Below are 18,769 nucleotides of genomic sequence, written 5' to 3'. Positions count from 1 at the left end.
TACGCCCGGTCCGGCACGTACGGTCCACACGTACCCAAAACGTGCACAGCTCCACGACGACAGACGACAGATGACGCAAGACAACGGCGACAAGACAACAGGGAGAACGCGATGAGCGCACCCGACGGCAGCCCGGTCGGCGCCGAACGCAGCATCGGCCAGCTGTTCGCCTCGGCGACGACCGAGATGTCCGCGCTGGTGCACGACGAGATCGCACTGGCGAAGGCGCAGCTCAAGCGGGACGTCAAGCGCGGAGCGGTCGGCGGCGGCGCGTTCACGGCGGCCGGTGCGGTACTGATCTTCTCCCTGCCCATGCTGAGCTTCGCCCTGGCGTACGGCATCCGCACCTGGAGCGACTGGAACCTGGCGGTCTGCTTCCTGCTGTCGTTCGCCGCGAACGTCGTGGTCGCGGGCGTCCTCGCGCTGATCGGCGTGATCTTCGCCAAGAAGGCCAAGAAGGGCCAGGGCCCGCAGAAGACGGCCGCCTCGGTCAAGGAATCGGCTGCCGTACTGCAGAACGTGAAGCCGCACCCCCGTCAGGTGACCGCGGCCGACCCGGTCGGTGACACCGTCAAGGCTGTGGCACGCTCGTCCTCATGACGGACCCCGCCACACCTTCGGCACAGCCCACCTCGGTCGTACGGCTCGACGTGCCCGGCGGAAAACAGGTGACCCACCGGGATGTCGCCGCCAACGGCGCGCGCTTCCACATCGCCGAGATGGGCGACGGACCGCTCGTCCTGCTGCTGCACGGCTTCCCGCAGTTCTGGTGGACCTGGCGGCATCAGCTGGTGGCGCTCTCCGACGCGGGCTTCCGCGCGGTCGCGATGGACCTGCGGGGCATCGGCGGCAGCGACCGCACCCCGCGCGGCTACGACCCCGCCAACCTCGCCCTCGACATCACCGGCGTCGTACGGTCCCTCGGCGAGCCCGACGCCGCGCTCGTCGGCCACGACCTCGGCGGCTACCTGGCATGGACCGCGGCCGTGATGCGCCCCAAGCTGGTCCGCCGGCTCGTGGTCTCCTCGATGCCGCACCCCCGGCGCTGGCGCTCCGCGATGCTCTCGGACATGAAGCAGACCGCGGCCGGCTCGTACATCTGGGGCTTCCAGCGACCCTGGATCCCCGAGCGCCAACTGCTCGCCGACGAGGGGGCCCTGGTCGGCGAACTCGTCCGGGACTGGTCCGGGCCGCGGCTGCCGGACGACGAGGCCGTGGAGGCGTACCGGCGGGCGATGCTCATCCCGTCGACGGCGCACTGCTCGCTGGAGCCGTACCGGTGGATGGTCCGCTCGATGGCCCGTCCGGACGGTATTCAGTTCAACCGCCGTATGAAGCGGCCGGTGCGGGTGCCGACGCTGCATCTGCACGGCTCGCTCGATCCGGTGATGCGCACACGGAGTGCCGCAGGGTCCGGGGAGTACGTCGAAGCGCCGTACCGCTGGCGCCTGTTCGACGGGCTCGGGCACTTTCCCCACGAGGAGGATCCCGTGGCTTTCTCCACCGAACTGGTGAACTGGCTGAAGGACCCCGAGCCGGACCGCTGAGGCATCGCGCCGCAGGTCGGGGGCTGTTCGGCGAGGAACTCGCACCACGCGCCCCACAGGTCTCGGGAACGCCTGTTCTACGAACGGCCAATTGCCCGACGCATAGGCCGATTGGGGGGCGTGGGGGCGGTTATCGACCTTGGGGCAGGGGCAGACGTCGGGGTATGGGCTGGACGCACGACTACAGTGACGCAGCACGAAACCGCCGCTCGGCCAGTGGCCTGAGCTCCCATCAGAGGGGAGCCCCGCAGCTGCAGGGCACGGATCCTCGGCTGGGAATCCCGCACATTCTGAAGCGCCGTGCCCGCTGGGTCTCGGCGCGCCTGCGTCACCCGCGCGACTGAGGATCCGCGCGGCCTGAACCCTCGGACCGTCGCCCGTGCGACTCCCGTCGGCCGAGCCCTCCGCGCCCCCGGACTACAGCGCGCAACTGTCGCTGCCCACCTGCTGGTTGGCGGTACGACCCTTGGTGATGTCCTCCTGGACCTCTTCCACGGTCAGCGCGTACCCCGTGTCGGCGTCGTCGAGGGACTTCGCGAACACCACGCCGTACACCTCGCCGGTCGCGGTGAGCAGCGGGCCGCCGGAGTTGCCTTGGCGCACGGTCGCGAACACGGAGTAGACCTTCCGCTGCACGGTGCCCCGGTGGTAGATGTCCGGGCCGTTGGCCGTGATGGGTCCGCGCACCCGCGCCGGGTTGACCGTGTACGAGCCGTTCTCCGGGAAGCCCGCGACGATCGCGTCGTCCCCCCTGGTCGCTTCCTTGGTGGTGAACTTCAGGGCGGGCGCGTTCAGATCGGGTACGTCGAGTACGGCGATGTCGCGCTCCCAGTCGTAGAGGACGACCTTCGCGGCGTACCGCTTGCCCTCGCCGCCTATCTGGACGTACGGCTCGTCCACGCCGCCCACCACATGGGCGTTGGTCATCACGCGGCGCGGGCCGAAGACGAATCCGGTGCCTTCGAGGACCTTGCCGCAGCTCTGGGCGGTGCCGGTGACCTTGACGATGGAACGCTGGGCGCGGGCGGCGACCGGGCTGCTCGCGAGGGCCGGGTCGGGGGGATCCACGTCGTTGATCGGCTCGTTCGAGAAGGGGCTGAAGACCTGCGGGAAGCCGTTCTGCGCGAGGACCGAGGAGAAGCCGGCGAACCAGGTGTCGGCCTGGTTGGGCAGGGCCCGGTCCACGCCGAGCATCACCTTGGAGTTGCGGACCTCCTTGCCGAGCGTCGGCAGTGTCGTACCGGCCAGGGCCGAGCCGATCAGCCAGGCGACGAGGAGCATCGCCACGACGTTGACGAGGGCGCCGCCCGTGGCGTCCAGGGCGCGGGCCGGGGACCAGGTGATGTACCGGCGCAGTTTGTTGCCGAGATGGGTGGTGAGGGCCTGGCCGACCGAGGCGCAGACGATCACGACGACCACGGCGACGACGGCGGCGGTCGTGCCGACCTCCGCGTCGTCCGTCATCGCGCCCCAGATGACCGGCAGGAGGTAGACCGCGACGAGACCGCCGCCCAGGAATCCGATCACCGACAGGATGCCTACGACGAACCCCTGGCGATAGCCCACGATCGCGAACCACACGGCGGCGACCAGCAACAGGATGTCCAGCACGTTCACTGCTTCAAGCCTCGCCTCATCACTTTGCGGTGGCCGTGCCTCGGCCGGGGGTCCGGGGACACCCGGCGCAGCCGCTCATGTCGCGGCCCCCGGGAAGACACAGCACGGGTGCCACCCTGTCATGCGCGCCAGTCGAGCGGGACCTGCTTGTCGCGGTCCCAAGGTCGTTCCCAGCCCGCGTAGTGCAGGAGGCGGTCGATGATTCCGGCCGTGAAGCCCCAGACCAGGGCGGATTCGACCAGGAATGCCGGACCTGCGTGGCCGCGCGGGTGCACGGCCGTCGCGCGGTTGCCGGGGTCCGTGAGATCCGCCACGGGGACCGTGAAGACGCGGGCCGTCTCCGCCGGGTCGACCACGCCGACCGGTGTCGGCTCACGCCACCAGCCCAGCACAGGGGTGACCACGAAGCCGCTCACCGGGATGTAGAGCTTCGGGAGCACGCCGAAGAGCTGGACACCTCGGGGGTCGAGCCCGGTCTCCTCCTCGGCCTCGCGGAGAGCGGCCCGCAACGGCCCGTCGGCCTTCGGGTCGCCGTCCTCGGGGTCGAGGGCGCCACCGGGGAACGACGGCTGCCCGGCATGCGACCTGAGCGAACTCGCCCGCTCCATGAGCAGCAGCTCGGGGCCGAACTCCCCCTCGCCGAACAGGATCAGCACGGCCGACTGGCGCCCGCCGCCGTCCTCCGGCGGCAGGAAGCGGCTCAGCTGGAGCGGCTCCACCGTCTCCACCGCATGCACCACCGGGTCCAGCCAGCCCGGCAGGCCGTCCTTGGTCAGGACCAGATCGCCGTCCTGCATGTCGTGCGTGTGACTCGCGCGCGTCATCGCCACCCCCGTTCTGCTGCTCTCAACGCCCGCGGGTCCGCAGATCGTTCCGTCATCCCGCCTCCCGCGCGGGTGAACCGGGCGCGGGGCCGGCGGAGACGGGTGCGCCGGGGGCGGAGGCTCCGGACGCGGGTGCGCCGGGCGCGGTCGCTCCCAGCGGGGGTGCGGCGATGCCGCCCGCGTCAAGGTACGACTGCGGAGGGTTGAGGCGCTGGCCCGGGAAGCCGCCCTTCTCGTACTTCAGGAGCTTCTGGGCCTTCTCCGGGTCCGTCTCGCCCTCTCCGTACGCCGGGCAGAGCGGGGCGATCGGGCAGGCACCGCAGGCGGGCTTGCGGGCGTGACAGATACGGCGGCCGTGGAAGATCACGTGGTGCGAGAGCATCGTCCACTCGCTCTTCGGGAAGAGCCCGCCGATGGCCGCCTCGATCTTGTCGGGCTCCGTCTGGTCGGTCCACTGCCAGCGTCGTACGAGCCGCTGGAAGTGGGTGTCGACGGTGATGCCGGGGCGGCCGAAGGCGTTGCCGAGGACGACGAAGGCGGTCTTGCGGCCCACGCCGGGCAGTTTGACGAGGTCTTCGAGGCGGCCGGGGACCTCGCCCCCGAAGTCGTCCCGCAGCGCCTTGGAGAGGCCTATCACCGACTTGGTCTTGGCCCGGAAGAACCCGGTCGGCCGGAGGATCTCCTCGACCTCCTCCGGGTTCGCCGCGGCCAGGTCCTCGGGCGTGGGGTACTTCCCGAAGAGCGCCGGCGTCGTCTGGTTCACCCTCAGGTCGGTCGTCTGCGCCGACAGGACCGTGGCGACCACCAGCTGGAAGGGGTTCTCGAAATCCAGCTCCGGGTGGGCGTACGGGTACACCTCGGCGAGCTCACGGTTGATACGGCGCGCCCGCCGGACGAGTGCCGTGTGCGACTCGTTCCGGGGAGGCTTGGCGGGGGCGACTTTGGTGGGGGCGGATTTGGCGGGAGTGGCTTTGACGGAGGCTGCTTTGGCGGGAGTGGATTTGGCGGGGGTCACTGCGGCGGGTGCGGCTTTCTTGGCGGGTGCGGATTTCCTGGCGGTCGCCTTCACAGGCGCGTTCTTCCTCGCGGGTGCGTTCTTCGTCGCAGGCGTGGTCTTCCCCGCGGGTGCGTTCTTCGCCGCGGGCGTGGTCTTCGCCGCGGGTGCCCTCGACGCCGAGGCCTTCTTGGCCGGTGCCGTGGATGGTGCGCTCTTCTTGGCGAGTGCTTTGGACGGCGTGCTCTTCTTGGCGGTCCTCTTCGCGGCGGCAGCCTGCTTGCTCGCGGCAGCCTTCCTGCTCGGGGCGGCAGCCTTCTTGGCGGACGCGGCTCTCTTGACGGCGGCGGCCTTCTTCGCGGTCGCGGCCATCTCCGAGGCCGCAACCCCCGCGGCCTTCCCGGCGGCCCCTGCCGACCTCTTGGCCGGTCCGGCCCCTGCCGCTTTTGTCGTTTTCTTCGCTCCGTCGGGGTCCTGTTCGCCCACAGCGGAATCGCGACGTGCAACCACCCGTCCAGCCCCCTTGGCCTGTGCTCTCACCGGCGATTTGGACACCCGGCCAGCCTAAAGCCCACCACCGACATCCGCCCCGGCCCTCGGAGATCGGCCCCCAATTGGCCCCCTGCCGCACTGCTGGACACACCTGTACGGCAGACTTGTGACTGATCACACTGTTTGGACCGTCCGGCAAGATGGGGAACACGGTCCCCGGCACACGGGGGAGCAAGATCCCCTGAGCAGGTCGACAAGGAGAGAACTCGTGGACGACGTTCTGCGGCGCGCCCCGCTCTTCGCGGCGCTCGATGACGAGCAGGCCGCGGAGCTCCGCGCCTCCATGAGTGAGGTGACCCTCGCACGCGGAGACGCGCTCTTTCACGAGGGCGACCCCGGAGACCGCCTGTACGTGGTCACCGAGGGCAAGGTGAAGCTCCATCGCACATCCCCCGACGGCCGCGAGAACATGCTGGCGGTCCTCGGCCCCGGCGAGCTCATCGGCGAGCTGTCGCTGTTCGACCCGGGCCCGCGCACGGCGACCGCCAGCGCGCTGACCGAGGTCAAGCTGCTCGGCCTCGGCCACGGCGACCTCCAGCCCTGGCTGAACGCGCGGCCCGAGGTGGCCGCCGCCCTGCTGCGCGCCGTCGCCCGGCGTCTGCGCAAGACCAACGACCAGATGTCCGACCTGGTCTTCTCCGACGTGCCGGGCCGCGTGGCCCGCGCGCTCCTGGACCTCTCGCGCCGCTTCGGCGTGCAGTCCGAGGAGGGCATCCACGTCGTGCACGACCTGACCCAGGAGGAGCTGGCCCAGCTCGTCGGCGCCTCCCGCGAGACGGTCAACAAGGCGCTCGCCGACTTCGCGGGCCGCGGCTGGCTCCGCCTGGAGGCCCGCGCGGTCATCCTGCTGGACGTGGAGCGCCTCGCGAAGCGCTCGCGCTAGCCAGTCGTCACGTCTTCTTGAAGAAGGGCCCTGCCGCACGGTGGGGCCCTTCTTGCTGCCTTGCTGTCTTGCCTGTCTTGCTGTCGCCGGACGCCGGCTCAAGGGGTGCGATGCACGAGGACGTAGGGACGTACGAGGACAGAGCACCGGAGCCGGACCAGGGGGCCGCCTGTCCACGGCCGGGGACCGCCTCGCCGTGGTCTGTGCGGCGGAGCGTCCCGCCCGTCGGCTGCGCGTGTTCCGTTGGAAATGACATGAACGCGCGGCCCGGCCCATGCAGAGTGTTCCCATGCCGAACAAGGGGCTCGACGCCCGGGGATACATCGAACGCGAAGGATCTCCGGGGCTGATCCCGCGCGCGTTCCGGCCCGTCGTGGCCACGGCCCGCGACCGGGTGCTGGACGTCTTCGGGGCGCGGCTGCACAGCGCGTACCTGTACGGGTCGATTCCGCGCGGCACCGCGCGCGTGGGCCGCTCCGACCTGGACCTGCTCCTCGTCCTGCGCGAGGAGCCCACGGACGCGGACCGTACGGACGCCCGCTCGCTCGACGAGTCGCTCGACAAGGAGTTCCCTCAGATCGACGGGTCGGGGACGCTGCTGGTCGGCCGGGCGCAGGTGCTGAGCGACCTGGAGAGGCACGACCTCGGCTGGTTCGTGGCCTGCCTCTGTACGCCGCTGCTGGGCGAGGACCTCGCCGAGGAGTTGCCCCGCTACCGGCCCGACGCGCTCCTCGCCCGGGAGACGAACGGCGACCTCGCCCTGTTCCTCCCGCGGTGGCGCGAGCGGATCGCCGAGGCGGGCGCCTCGGAGCAGTCCCTGCGGCCCCTCGTGCGCTCCATGTCCCGCCATCTCGTCCGCACCGGCTTCACCCTCGTCATGCCCCGCTGGAACGGCTGGACGAGCGATCTGACGGAGATGGCCGAGGTGTTCGGCGCGTACTACCCGGAGCGGGCCGCGCAACTGCGGGAGGCGGCCGTGCTCGGGTACGAGCCGACCGGCGATGCCGCCGTCCTGCGGTCGTACGTCGACGATCTCGGGCCATGGCTCGCCGAGGAGTACGCGCGCGTGCACGGCATCAAGAAACCGCGCCCCTAGGGAGGGCGTTTTCGAACCGCGCCCCCTGGGAGGGCCGTTGCCGGCTCCTCAAGCGTCCCCGATGAGCCCGTGCTCCCGGAGATAGTCCAGCTGCGCCAGCACCGACAGCTCCGCCGCCGGCCACAGGGAGCGGTCGACGTCGGCGTAGACGTGGGCGACGACCTGGGAAGAGGTCGTGTAGCCGTCCTCGACCGCCGTCTCGACCTGGGCGAGGCGGTGGGCGCGGTGGGCGAGGTAGAACTCGACGGCGCCCTGGGCGTCCTCCAGGACGGGCCCGTGGCCCGGCAGGACCATGTGCACCCCGTCATCGACCGTGAGGGACCTAAGACGCCGCAGGGAGTCCAGGTAGTCGCCCAGGCGCCCGTCGGGGTGCGCGACGACCGTGGTGCCCCGGCCCAGGATCGTGTCGCCGGTCAGGATGGCCCGGTCGGCGGGCAGATGGAAGCAGAGCGAGTCGGCGGTGTGGCCGGGGGTGGACACGACACGCAGCTCCAGGCCGCCCGTGGTGACGACGTTCCCGGCCGCCAGGCCCTCGTCCCCGAGCCGCAGTGCCGGGTCGAGCGCCCGCACCTTCGTGCCGGTCAGTTCCGCGAACCGCGCCGCGCCCTCCGCGTGGTCCGGGTGTCCGTGCGTGAGCAGGGTCAGCGCGACCCGCTTGCCGGCCTTCTCCGCGGTGTCTACAACATTCCGGAGGTGTACGTCGTCCAGCGGCCCCGGGTCGATCACCACCGCCAGTTCGGAATCCGGCTCGGCCACGATCCAGGTGTTCGTGCCGTCCAGGGTCATCGCGGAGGCGTTGGGCGCGAGGACGTTGACGGCACGTGCGGTGGCGGGGCCGGAGAGCACCCCGCCCCGTGGCTGGCCGGGAAGGGCGGCGGCGTCGGTCATGCGGAGGCTCCACCGGTCGGGATGTGCTTGGTGAACTCGTCGTGGCCGGGCCAGCTGAGGACCAGCTCGCCGCCTTCCAGGCGGGCCTGGGCCAGGACAGGCGTCATGTCGCGTCCGGGCGCCGCGGCGAGGGCCTCGGCGGCGGTGGCGTACGCGCCGAGCTGGCGCAGGGTCGCGATGGTGGGCGGCATCATCAGGAGGTCGCCCTTGTCGTAGCCGTCCCTCGCGTCCGCGGGGCGGATCCAGACGGTGCGGTCGGCCTCCGTGGAGGCGTTGCGGGTGCGCTGGCCCTCCGGGAGCGCGGCCACGAAGAACCAGGTGTCGTAGCGGCGGGGCTCGAACTCCGGGGTGATCCAGCGGGTCCAGGCGCCGAGGAGGTCGGAGCGCAGGACGAGCCCCCGGCGCTCCAGGAACTCCGCGAAGGAGAGGTCACGGGCGACCAGGGCCGCACGGTCCGCCTCCCACTCCTCGCCGGTGGTGTCGCCGACCACGGTGTCCTCGGTGGGCCCGGCGAGCAGGACTCCCGCCTCCTCGTACGTCTCGCGCACCGCCGCGCAGACGATCGCCTGGGCGGTGGTCTCGTCGACGCCGAGCCGGGACGCCCACCACGCGCGCGTGGGGCCCGCCCAGCGGATCTGCCGGTCGTCGTCCCTGGGGTCGACTCCGCCGCCCGGATACGCGTACGCGCCTCCGGCGAAGGCCATGGAGGCGCGTCTGCGCAGCATGTGTACGACGGGGGTGGAGTCGGTGTCCTTGAGCAGCATGACGGTGGCCGCCCGCCTGGGGGCGACCGGTGTGAGCGTGCCCTCCGCGAGCGCGCGGATTCTCTCGGGCCACTCGGGGGGATACCACTGCCCATTCGCCATGGGCGGAGGCTATCCCGGAGTGGGCTGATGTTCGAGAGGCAACGATCGGCCTCCCCAGGAGGCCTGCCTGCGCCAAACCGGCAGGCCCGGGCCCGGCGCCAGGAGCGCCCGCCCACGCCGCCGCGGGACGGCGTGCGCCCGACGGAATGCCCGACCCTACGGCGGAACGCCCGACCCCACGACGGAATCCCCGGCCTACGGCGGAACGCCCGACCCGACGGCGGACACCTGGAACAGACGGAAGAAACGGAACAGACGGCCCCTCGGAGCCACGACGGACCGGCTCACACCGTGGCCGGCAGCCGAAGGGCACACGGCTCCGGTGAATCCGCCTACGCGTGCGTCAGCTCCACCAGGACCTCGACCTCGACGGGCGCGTCCAGCGGGAGCACCGCCACGCCGACCGCGCTGCGCGCGTGCACGCCCTTTTCGCCGAGGACCTCGCCGAGCAGTTCGCTCGCGCCGTTCAGCACGGCGGGCTGGCCCGTGAAGTCGGACGCCGAGGCGACGAAGCCGACGACCTTCACCACGCGCGCGATGCGGTCGAGGTCACCCACGACCGACTTGACCGCCGCGAGGGCGTTCAAGGCACAGGTGCGGGCCAGCTCCTTGGCCTCCTCCGGCGTGACCTCCGCGCCCACCTTGCCGGTGACCGGAAGCTTGCCGTCCACCATCGGGAGCTGGCCGGCCGTGTACACGTACACACCCGACTGCACCGCGGGCTGGTACGCGGCCAGCGGCGGTACGACGTCCGGCAGGGTCAGTCCGAGCTCGGCCAGCTTCGCCTCGACGGCGCTCATGCGGCCTTCTCGCGCTTCAGATAGGCGACGAGCTGCTCGGGGTTGTTCGGCCCGGGCACGACCTGGACGAGCTCCCAGCCGTCCTCGCCCCAGGTGTCCAGAATCTGCTTCGTGGCGTGGACGAGCAGCGGCACGGTTGAGTATTCCCACTTGGTCATGAGGGCGACTTTAGCCGTTGCCGCGCACGCCGTTCCGCGGGCCTCGTCGGGGGCCTCGCCCGGCACCTCGCGCACAGCTTGTCCACAGCCTCCTGCGTACTTCCGCGGCCGACTGGTTAGGCTCGAAGACGTGAGCAGGCTCCAGGTCGTCAGCGGCAAGGGCGGTACCGGCAAGACCACGGTCGCCGCAGCACTCGCGCTCGCCCTAGCGACCGAGGGCAAACGTGCCCTTCTGGTCGAGGTCGAGGGCAGGCAGGGCATCGCGCAGCTCTTCGAAGCGCAGGCCCTGCCCTACGAGGAGCGGAAGATCGCCGTCGCTCCCGGTGGCGGGGAGGTGTTCGCCCTGGCCATCGATCCCGAACTGGCCCTTCTGGACTACCTCCAGATGTTCTACAAACTCGGCAGCGCAGGACGCGCGCTGAAGAAGCTCGGCGCCATCGACTTCGCGACCACCGTCGCGCCGGGCCTCAGGGACGTCCTCCTGACGGGCAAGGCCTGCGAGGCCGTGCGCCGCAAGGACAAGCGCGGGCGCTTCGCGTACGACTACGTGGTGATGGACGCGCCGCCGACCGGCCGGATCACCCGCTTCCTGAACGTGAACGACGAGGTGGCGGGGCTCGCCAAGATCGGCCCGATACACAATCAGGCGCAGGCCGTCATGCGGGTGCTCAAGTCGCCCGAGACGGCCGTGCACATGGTGACGCTCCTGGAGGAGATGCCCGTCCAGGAGACCGCGGACGGCATCGCCGAGCTGCGCGCCGCACGGCTGCCGGTGGGGCGGATCATCGTGAACATGGTGCGGCCCGCGATCCTCGACGAGACCGATCTGGCGCTCACCCGCGAGGCACCGCGCACGGCCATCGCCAAGTCGCTGTCCGCCGCCGGACTCGGCGGCGCGCGCCGCGGCGGGGTCGCCGAGCGGCTGGTGGATCCGCTGCTGACCCAGGCCGACGAGTACGCCGAGCGGTACGCCCTGGAGCGCGACCAGCGGGCCGTGCTCCAGGGCCTGGACCTCCCCCTGCACGAACTCCCGCTGCTCGCCGAGGGAATGGACCTCGGGGGCCTGTACGAACTCGCCAAGGAACTGCGTCAGCAAGGGATCTCATGAGCCAGGACCCGGCCCGCGCACACGACGACCCGGCCCGCGCACAGGACACGGCCAACGCGCACGACCCCGCCCGCGCCATAGACGCCGCCGCCGTCCTGGACGTCGATTCGCTGATCGACGACCCGAAGACCCGCATCGTGGTCTGCTGCGGCTCGGGCGGCGTCGGCAAGACCACCACGGCGGCGGCCCTCGGGCTGCGCGCGGCCGAGCGCGGCCGCAAGGTGGTCGTCCTCACCATCGACCCGGCGCGCAGGCTCGCCCAGTCGATGGGCATCGACGCGCTGGACAACACCCCGCGCCGCGTGAAGGGCGTCGACGACTCCGCGGACGGCGAACTGCACGCGATGATGCTCGACATGAAGCGCACCTTCGACGAGATCGTCGAGGCGCACGCGGACCGCGAGCGGGCGGCCGCGATCCTCAACAATCCCTTCTACCAGTCGCTTTCGGCGGGCTTCGCGGGCACGCAGGAGTACATGGCTATGGAGAAGCTGGGCCAGTTGCGGGCCCGCGAGGAGTGGGACCTCATCGTCGTCGACACCCCGCCCTCGCGCTCGGCGCTCGACTTCCTGGACGCCCCGAAGCGGCTCGGGTCGTTCCTGGACGGCAAGTTGATCCGGCTGCTGACGGCGCCGGCGAAGCTGGGCGGCCGAGCCGGGATGAAGTTCCTGAACGTCGGGATGTCGATAATGACCGGCACCCTCGGCAAGCTGCTGGGCGGCCAACTCCTCAAGGACGTCCAGACGTTCGTGGCCGCCATGGACACCACCTTCGGTGGTTTCCGCACCCGCGCGGACGCCACGTACAAGCTGCTCCAGGCGCCCGGGACGGCGTTCCTGGTCGTCGCGGCCCCGGAGCGGGACGCGCTGCGCGAGGCGGCGTACTTCGTGGAGCGGCTGGCCGCCGAGGACATGCCGCTCGCGGGGCTCGTGCTGAACCGCGTCCACGGCAGCGGCGCGGCCCGGCTGTCCGCGGAGCGGGCGCTGGCCGCCGCGGAAAATCTTGACGAGGCCCGCATTGTGGATCAGTCCGGCGGGAAAGCTGGACTTCGTAACTCTCCCGACACGTACGGCAGTTCAGAATCACCCGCTACCCAGACCACCGTTCCCGAGGCTCCCGCGCCCGACGCAGGCTCCCCCGCCGCGGACCGGACCACCGCCGAAGGAGCCGGAACGGACGACCGCACCGTCGAACAACTCACGGCAGGCCTGCTGAGGCTGCACGCCGAGCGCATGCAGCTGCTCTCCCGCGAGCAGCGCACACGTGACCGCTTCGCCGCACGCCACCCCGAAGTGGCGGTGGCCGAAGTGGCCGCGCTGCCCGGCGATGTGCACGACCTCGCAGGGCTGCGGAACATCGGGGAGCGGCTCGCGGCCGGTACCTCGCCGGCCGGAGCTGCGTAGCCTCTCGGGGCCACAGTGGCCCCAGTTGCGTGCAGACGCCGTATACGACGCCGTGCGGGGTCGCGTGTACGTCACGTGGCCCCCTGACGCATACGGGGCCGATGGGACCCCGGTTGCGTGCGGAGAGGCGGTCAGCCCACCGCCGCGTAGTTCTCGTACACCTCTTCCTCGTCGAGAGGCAGAATGCCCGCCCCTCGCTCGTACTCGGTACGCGCGGTTTCGAGCAGCCTGCGCCAAGAGGTGACGGTGGGCCGCCTGCGCAGCAGTGCGCGGCGCTCCCGCTCCGTCATTCCTCCCCACACGCCGAACTCGACGCGGTTGTCCAGCGCGTCGGCCAGGCACTCCGTGCGCACCGGACACCCGGTGCACACTGCCTTGGCCCTGTTCTGCGCTGCTCCTTGAACGAACAGTTCATCCGGATCGGTAGTGCGGCAGGCCGCCTGCGCACTCCAGTCGGTAACCCAGCCCATACCGGCGCCGTCCTCTCCCGAATCGAGGCTCCCCCACGGCGGCAGCGGCATATTCACCGCCGCCAGTTGAGGACGTTACGGAAGGTGGGCACAGTCAACCAGCCCCTTCGGGCCCAATCTTGAATGGCCCGAATGGACTATGGGTACGCGACAGATCACCCAACGGAGTGACCCGGCGACATGCGTGACCTTCCCGGCAAACCGGGGCAGTTGAGTTGCGTCACATCGGACACCAACTGACACATGAGGCGGATTCGGGCACGTGCTCAACAAAAAAGTTGAGTTCCGACCGAAACGATTCGGGGTCGCCGGACGTATTGATACGTAGCCCTACTGCTGTGACAGTTGAGAGCAGCTTAGGCCAAGGCCTATACGTGTGTCCGGCGAATGAGAACGTAGGCTGCCCTCATGCCAAAGAAGCGCTCGGGCGGTGGTCTGTCGCCAACGCAGCAGGCCGCCAAGTTCCTCGGTGTCAGTGTGCTCGCGGGAGCCGTCATGGCCGGAATCGCCGTGCCGGCGTTCGGCGCGCTCGGTCTCGCGGCCAAGGGTTCGGTGGAGGGGTTCGACGAGATCCCGACCAACCTGAAGCGGCCACCACTGAGCCAGCGCACGACGATCCTGGACAACCAGGGCGGTCAGATCGCCACGGTCTACTCACGTGACCGCACGGTGGTCGACCTCAAGGACATCTCGCCGTACATGCAGAAGGCGATCGTCGCGATCGAGGACGCGCGGTTCTACGAGCACGGCGCGGTCGACCTCAAGGGCGTCCTGCGGGCGCTCAACAAGAACGCGCAGAGCGGCGGCGTCTCGGAGGGCGCCTCCACGCTCACGCAGCAGTACGTGAAGAACGTCTTCGTGGAGGAGGCCGGCAACGACCAGACCAAGGTCGCCCAGGCCACCCAGCAGACCCTCGGCCGGAAGGTCCGCGAGCTGAAGTTCGCGATCCAGGTCGAGGAGGAGCTCGGCAAGAAGAAGATCCTCGAGAACTACCTGAACATCACGTTCTTCGGTCAGCAGGCGTACGGCGTCGAGGCCGCGGCCCAGCGCTACTTCTCCAAGTCCGCCAAGGACCTGAAGGTGGAGGAGGCCGCGCTGCTCGCCGGCATCGTCCAGTCGCCGAGCCGGTACGACCCGGTCAACGACGAGGAGGAGGCCGTCAAGCGCCGCAACACCGTGCTGCAGCGGATGGCCGACGTCCACGACATCTCCCAGGCCGAGGCCGACAAGGCCAAGAAGAAGCCGCTCGGCCTGAAGGTCAGCAGGCCCAAGAACGGCTGCATCACGGCGGTCAAGGGCGCCGGCTTCTTCTGTGACTACGTCCGCGAGGTCTTCCTGAACGACCCGGTCTTCGGCAAGACCCAGAAGGCCCGGGCCAAGATCTGGAACCAGGGCGGTCTGACGATCAAGACGACGCTCGACCCGCAGTCGCAGGAGTCGGCGCAGGCCTCGATCAAGGACCACGTCTACAAGAGCGACGACGTGGCGACCGCCGCCACCATCGTCGAGCCCGGCACCGGCAAGATCCTCGCGATGGGCCAGTCGCGTCCGTACGGCTTCGGCAAGAACGAGACGCAGATGAACCTGTCCGTGGACGCCGGCATGGGCGGCGGTGCGGGCTACCAGCCCGGTTCGACGTTCAAGCCGATCGTGGCCGCGGCCGCCATCGAGGGCGGCAAGCCGGCGAACCAGGTGTACTCGTCGCCGTACGAGATGCAGTACCCGAGCCCGGTCTCCGCGTGCGACGGCAAGGTCTGGAAGAACGACCCGGCCAATCCCGCCAAGCTCACCAACGAGAACGAGACCGAGGTCGGCCCGTACGACATGAGGGACGCGACCGCGAAGTCGGTCAACACCTACTACGTGCAGCTGATCAGTGACATCGGGATCTGCCCGGTGACCGAGATGGCGGGCAAGATGGGCGTCGAGCGCGCCGACGGCGACAAGATGGGCCAGAACCCGTCCATCGCGCTCGGCACGCAGGAGATGTCCCCGCTGACGATGGCGGGCGCGTACGCGGCCTTCGCCACGCGGGGCACGTACTGCTCGCCGATCGCCATCGAGTCGATCCGCCAGACCGTCGGCGGCGAGAAGAAGTCCCTGCCCGTGCCGAAGTCGACGTGCTCACGCGCGATGTCGGAGAACACCGCCGACACGATCAACACGCTCCTCAAGGGCGTGGTCGAGGACGGTACGGGTTCGGAGGCGGGCCTCGACAGCCGGGCGAGCGCGGGCAAGACCGGTACGACGGACGAGCGCTACGCGGCCTGGTTCGTGGGCTACACGCCGAACATGGCCGGCGCGGTCTGGGTCGGCGACCCGGCCCACAAGCGGCGGATGACCAACATCACCATCGGCGGCGTCCCGTACGAGAAGGTCTTCGGTGGCAAGGTTCCCGGACCGATCTGGCGCGACATGATGGCCGGCGCCCTCGAGGGCAAGGATGCGCCCCAGTTCAACCTCGTCTCCATCCCGCCCGGCGACACCGGCAAGGAAGACGGCCGCGGCGACGAGGACGACGGTGACGAGGACGGCAACAACGGCGACAACCGCGGGAACGACGGCGGGAACGGCAACGGCAACAACGGCGGGAACGGCAACCCGCAGATCCCCACGCCGACTTTCTCGATCCCCGAGGAGTGGACGATCGGCGGGAACGAGAACGGCGGCGGGAACGGGAACGGTGGGAACTTTCCGTAGGCCGGATTCGGCAGGCCGGGTTCCCGGTATCGGGTTCCGCAGGCCGTAGTCCTCCGTAGTGGTACGCCGATGGGGGCGCCCCTTGTGACAAGGGGCGCCCCCATCGGCGTATGCGTGCCGCGTATGGCGCACGGAGATGATCAAGGCCGTGCCGACGGCCCCGGGGCTCAGCCCGCGAGCTGCTTCTTGACCGCCGCGGCGACTCGGCCGCCCTCGGCCAGGCCGGCCACCTTCGGGTTCACGATCTTCATGACCTGGCCCATGGCGCGCGGGCCCTCGGCGCCGGCGGCCTTCGCCTCCTCGACCGCCTGCGCGACGAGCTGCTGGAGCTCGTCGTCGGAGAGCTGCTGGGGCAGGTACTCGGCGAGGACCACGCCCTCCGCCTTCTCGCGCTCGGCCGACTCCGCGCGACCGCCCTGCGCGAAGGCCTCGGCCGCCTCGCGGCGCTTCTTCGCCTCCTTGGCGATCACCTTCTGCACCTCGTCGTCGGAGAGCTCGCGCTTCGACGTACCCGCGACCTCTTCCTTCTGGATCGCGGCGAGGGTCAGCCGGAGCGTCGAGGAGCGGAGCTCGTCGCGCTCCTTGATCGCGGCGTTGAGGTCAGCCTGCAGCTTCGACTTGAGCGTGGTCATGGGGTGATTGTCGCAGGTGTGGTGCAACCGCTGCCCATGGATTTCGGGCGCCCCCTCCGATGGTCCTACGAGTGGTGTGCGGTCTGACACGATGGGCGTATGCGCGCGCGATACGGAGTACCTCTGGGAATCGCGGCGGCTGGTGCCGCCGGTCTGCTCTACTCGGCGGGTTTCGAAGCCCGCTCCTTCCGTCTGCGGCGGGTGACGGTCCCGGTGCTGCCACCCGGGATGCGCCCCCTGCGCATGCTCCAGGTCTCCGACATCCACATGGTGAGCGGCCAGCGCAAGAAGCAGCGCTGGCTGCGGTCGCTGGCCGGGCTGCGTCCCGACTTCGTCATCAACACCGGGGACAACCTGTCCGACCCGGAGGGCGTGCCCGAGGTGATGGACGCCCTCGGTCCGCTGATGGAGTTCCCGGGCGCGTACGTCTTCGGCTCGAACGACTACTACGGGCCCACACTCCGCAACCCCGCCCGCTACTTGTTCGAAAAGGCGCAGGGCCGGCACGGCCTGAACGGCAACGCGGCCGCCGTCGGCGTGGTCCACAACCCGTGGGAGTCGCTGCGTGACGGCTTCGACGCGGCGGGCTGGCTGAACCTGACGAACGTCCGGGGTTCGCTGAAGATCGACGGCTTCGAGATCGAGCTGACCGGGCTCGACGACCCGCACATCAAGCGCGACCGCTACGCCCGGGTGGCCGGCGGCCCGTCCGACTCGGCCGACCTCTCGATGGGCGTCGTGCACGCCCCGTACCTGCGCACGCTCGACGCCTTCACCGCGGACGGCTACCCCCTGATCCTGGCCGGCCACACCCACGGCGGCCAGCTGTGCATCCCCTTCTACGGCGCCCTCGTCACCAACTGCGACCTGGACACGGAACGGGTGAAGGGCCTGTCCACGCACACGGAGACGGAGTCCGGCCGGACGGCGTACATGCACGTGTCGGCGGGCTGCGGGACGAGCAGGTACACACCGGTACGGTTCGCGTGCCCGCCGGAGGCCACGTTGCTTACGTTGGTGGGGCGGGACTGACGCCGTCGCGTCACGCCGAACCGCGCGACGAGGCGGTCGCTGCCGGGTGGAGCAAGCGGCGGGCGGTCGCCACCTCGCGGGGAGGAAGCAGCGGAGCGGTCGCTGACGCGCGAGAGGCGGGGCGGTAGGCGGCGGGCGGGACGAGCGCCAGTGCGTGAGGGTGCGAGTCGCAGAACCGCCCGACCGGTTCAATCCACCTCGCCCCATTTGTCCAGCCCGCTTAACGTGAGGGGATGACCGCCCCCCTACCGGCAGACATCCCGGACATACCCGTCCTCCCAGGCGTGGCCGCCCACGCCGCCGCCATCGTCCCCGCCGTCCCGGCGGACGCGGTGGTCCCCCGCGTCCGCCGCCCCCTGGTCGCCGCCTTCCGCCTCCTCGTCGCACTGACGGCGACCGCGGGTGTGGCGCTCGCGCTGGCCCTGGGCACCCCGTCCCGGGTCATGAGCCACTTCACGATCCTGAGCAGCGTCGTGGTGGCCGTGGTGTTCACCGTCTCGGCCGGGCGGGCATGGGCGGCTCGCCGCCCCCTACCGCCGTCCGTCACCGCCGGCACGATGCTGTACGCGGTGGGCGCGGGCCTGGTCCAACACGTGATCCTGGCGAACGGTTCGAGCGCCTTCTCGATGACGGGCGACAGCGGGACGCTCACCGGCTGGCCCGCCCTCGCAAACCAGCTCCTGCACACGGCGGTCCCGGTCATGGCCGTACTGGACTGGTTCCTGCTGACCCGCCCGGGACCGCTGCGCCTCCACACCGCGGCCACCTGGCTGGTGCTGCCCGCCGCATACCTGGCCTTCACCCTCGCCCGGGGTGCGTTGCTGCCTCCCGACGCCCCGGCCCGCTACCCGTACCCCTTCCTGGACGTGCCCCGACACGGCTACGTAGAGGTCCTCGGCAACGCCACCGTCCTCGGCCTCGCCTGCTACGGACTGGCCCTCCTCCTCGTCGCCCTCGACCAGATCCGCCCCGTTCCGCGCCGCCACCGACCCCCCGAAAACCGGATTTCGTCTCCGGCCACCGGTGGGCTAAAGTAAACGACGTCGCCACGAACAGGGCCCACACAAGTGGCCTGCTCCAAGCGACATCGGGGTGTAGCGCAGCTTGGCAGCGCGCTTCGTTCGGGACGAAGAGGTCGTGGGTTCAAATCCCGCCACCCCGACAGCTGAGTAGCAGATCAGAGGGCCCTTACCGGGTAG

General features: G+C 70.4%; 19 protein-coding genes and 1 tRNA gene. 11 read left to right on the top strand and 9 right to left on the bottom strand.

Going from position 1 to position 18,769, the window contains the following annotated elements; translation table 11 throughout:
• Positions 1-111: 111 nt before the first annotated feature.
• From OG718_RS30390 to OG718_RS30380, 3 genes are all read left to right on the top strand, one after another.
• Positions 112-600: a phage holin family protein gene (locus tag OG718_RS30390; RefSeq protein ID WP_306939248.1), complete on the top strand. Its 489-nt coding sequence runs from the start codon at positions 112-114 to the stop codon at positions 598-600.
• Positions 597-1,547 carry an alpha/beta fold hydrolase gene (locus OG718_RS30385; RefSeq protein ID WP_143640293.1) on the top strand — a complete coding sequence of 317 codons (951 nt, stop codon included), beginning with the start codon at positions 597-599 and terminating at the stop codon, positions 1,545-1,547. The genes OG718_RS30390 and OG718_RS30385 overlap by 4 nt, the downstream gene beginning before the upstream one ends.
• Before the next feature lie 164 nt (positions 1,548-1,711).
• Complete coding sequence (locus tag OG718_RS30380) at positions 1,712-1,891, top strand: hypothetical protein (RefSeq protein WP_079053496.1); 180 nt, start codon at positions 1,712-1,714, stop codon at positions 1,889-1,891.
• Positions 1,892-1,964: 73 nt separating this feature from the next.
• Here OG718_RS30380 and OG718_RS30375 read toward each other — a convergent pair whose 3' ends face one another.
• The 3 genes from OG718_RS30375 to nth form a co-directional block, all read right to left on the bottom strand.
• Positions 1,965-3,164: a MarP family serine protease gene (locus tag OG718_RS30375; RefSeq protein WP_143640291.1), complete on the bottom strand. Its 1,200-nt coding sequence runs from the start codon at positions 3,162-3,164 to the stop codon at positions 1,965-1,967.
• A 119-nt stretch (positions 3,165-3,283) separates the two neighbouring features.
• A complete protein-coding gene (locus OG718_RS30370; protein WP_328845693.1) occupies positions 3,284-3,988 on the bottom strand; it encodes an NUDIX hydrolase in 705 nt (234 codons plus the stop codon).
• Between the two features lie 52 nt (positions 3,989-4,040).
• Positions 4,041-5,354 (bottom strand): endonuclease III, encoded by a 1,314-nt coding sequence (gene nth, locus OG718_RS30365; protein WP_328845692.1) that lies wholly within the window; start codon positions 5,352-5,354, stop codon positions 4,041-4,043.
• Between the two features lie 388 nt (positions 5,355-5,742).
• On the opposite strand from nth, the gene OG718_RS30360 reads away from it, so the two are divergent.
• Together OG718_RS30360 and OG718_RS30355 are read left to right on the top strand one after the other, a co-directional pair.
• Positions 5,743-6,417, top strand: coding sequence for a Crp/Fnr family transcriptional regulator (locus OG718_RS30360; protein ID WP_016642758.1), 675 nt, complete (start codon positions 5,743-5,745; stop codon positions 6,415-6,417).
• Between the two features lie 289 nt (positions 6,418-6,706).
• Positions 6,707-7,513 (top strand): nucleotidyltransferase domain-containing protein, encoded by an 807-nt coding sequence (locus tag OG718_RS30355; RefSeq protein ID WP_328845691.1) that lies wholly within the window; start codon positions 6,707-6,709, stop codon positions 7,511-7,513.
• 48 nt (positions 7,514-7,561) lie between these two features.
• Here the strand turns inward: OG718_RS30355 and OG718_RS30350 are convergent, their stop codons facing one another.
• The 4 genes from OG718_RS30350 to OG718_RS30335 all read right to left on the bottom strand — a co-directional run bounded on the left by OG718_RS30350 (position 7,562) and on the right by OG718_RS30335 (position 10,225).
• Positions 7,562-8,401, bottom strand: a complete 840-nt coding sequence (locus OG718_RS30350; RefSeq protein ID WP_328845690.1) for an MBL fold metallo-hydrolase — start codon at positions 8,399-8,401, stop codon at positions 7,562-7,564.
• Positions 8,398-9,267: an NUDIX hydrolase gene (locus OG718_RS30345; protein ID WP_055612643.1), complete on the bottom strand. Its 870-nt coding sequence runs from the start codon at positions 9,265-9,267 to the stop codon at positions 8,398-8,400. The genes OG718_RS30350 and OG718_RS30345 overlap by 4 nt, the downstream gene beginning before the upstream one ends.
• A gap of 332 nt (positions 9,268-9,599) precedes the next feature.
• Positions 9,600-10,067 (bottom strand): RidA family protein, encoded by a 468-nt coding sequence (locus OG718_RS30340; protein WP_143640281.1) that lies wholly within the window; start codon positions 10,065-10,067, stop codon positions 9,600-9,602.
• A complete protein-coding gene (locus OG718_RS30335; protein WP_107099910.1) occupies positions 10,064-10,225 on the bottom strand; it encodes a DUF4177 domain-containing protein in 162 nt (53 codons plus the stop codon). The genes OG718_RS30340 and OG718_RS30335 overlap by 4 nt, the downstream gene beginning before the upstream one ends.
• Before the next feature lie 130 nt (positions 10,226-10,355).
• Here OG718_RS30335 and OG718_RS30330 point away from each other — a divergent pair, with 130 nt between their 5' ends.
• Together OG718_RS30330 and OG718_RS30325 are read left to right on the top strand one after the other, a co-directional pair.
• Positions 10,356-11,333, top strand: a complete 978-nt coding sequence (locus OG718_RS30330; protein WP_143640279.1) for an ArsA-related P-loop ATPase — start codon at positions 10,356-10,358, stop codon at positions 11,331-11,333.
• Complete coding sequence (locus OG718_RS30325; protein WP_328845689.1) at positions 11,330-12,736, top strand: ArsA family ATPase; 1,407 nt, start codon at positions 11,330-11,332, stop codon at positions 12,734-12,736. The genes OG718_RS30330 and OG718_RS30325 overlap by 4 nt, the downstream gene beginning before the upstream one ends.
• Positions 12,737-12,867: 131 nt before the next feature.
• Here the strand turns inward: OG718_RS30325 and wblA are convergent, their stop codons facing one another.
• The gene (wblA, locus tag OG718_RS30320) at positions 12,868-13,206 is read right to left on the bottom strand and encodes a transcriptional regulator WblA (RefSeq protein ID WP_055515737.1); all 339 of its coding nucleotides are present in this window, start codon (positions 13,204-13,206) and stop codon (positions 12,868-12,870) included.
• Positions 13,207-13,614: 408 nt separating this feature from the next.
• Between wblA and OG718_RS30315 the strand changes: the two genes are divergently transcribed.
• The gene (locus OG718_RS30315; protein ID WP_306939240.1) at positions 13,615-15,906 is read left to right on the top strand and encodes a transglycosylase domain-containing protein; all 2,292 of its coding nucleotides are present in this window, start codon (positions 13,615-13,617) and stop codon (positions 15,904-15,906) included.
• Positions 15,907-16,073: 167 nt separating this feature from the next.
• Here the strand turns inward: OG718_RS30315 and OG718_RS30310 are convergent, their stop codons facing one another.
• A complete protein-coding gene (locus OG718_RS30310) occupies positions 16,074-16,538 on the bottom strand; it encodes a GatB/YqeY domain-containing protein (protein ID WP_328845688.1) in 465 nt (154 codons plus the stop codon).
• A 99-nt stretch (positions 16,539-16,637) separates the two neighbouring features.
• Between OG718_RS30310 and OG718_RS30305 the strand changes: the two genes are divergently transcribed.
• From OG718_RS30305 to OG718_RS30295, 3 genes are all read left to right on the top strand, one after another.
• Positions 16,638-17,570 (top strand): metallophosphoesterase, encoded by a 933-nt coding sequence (locus OG718_RS30305; protein WP_143640271.1) that lies wholly within the window; start codon positions 16,638-16,640, stop codon positions 17,568-17,570.
• A gap of 233 nt (positions 17,571-17,803) precedes the next feature.
• Entirely contained in the window at positions 17,804-18,607 is an 804-nt protein-coding gene (locus OG718_RS30300) for a Pr6Pr family membrane protein (RefSeq protein WP_328845687.1), read from the top strand.
• A 51-nt stretch (positions 18,608-18,658) separates the two neighbouring features.
• Positions 18,659-18,732, top strand: a tRNA-Pro gene (locus tag OG718_RS30295).
• The last annotated feature ends 37 nt before the right edge of the window (positions 18,733-18,769 follow it).

The sequence above is a fragment of the Streptomyces sp. NBC_00258 genome (genome assembly GCF_036182465.1).
GTDB lineage: Bacteria > Actinomycetota > Actinomycetes > Streptomycetales > Streptomycetaceae > Streptomyces.
This window is presented reverse-complemented; position numbering and strand designations above follow the sequence as displayed.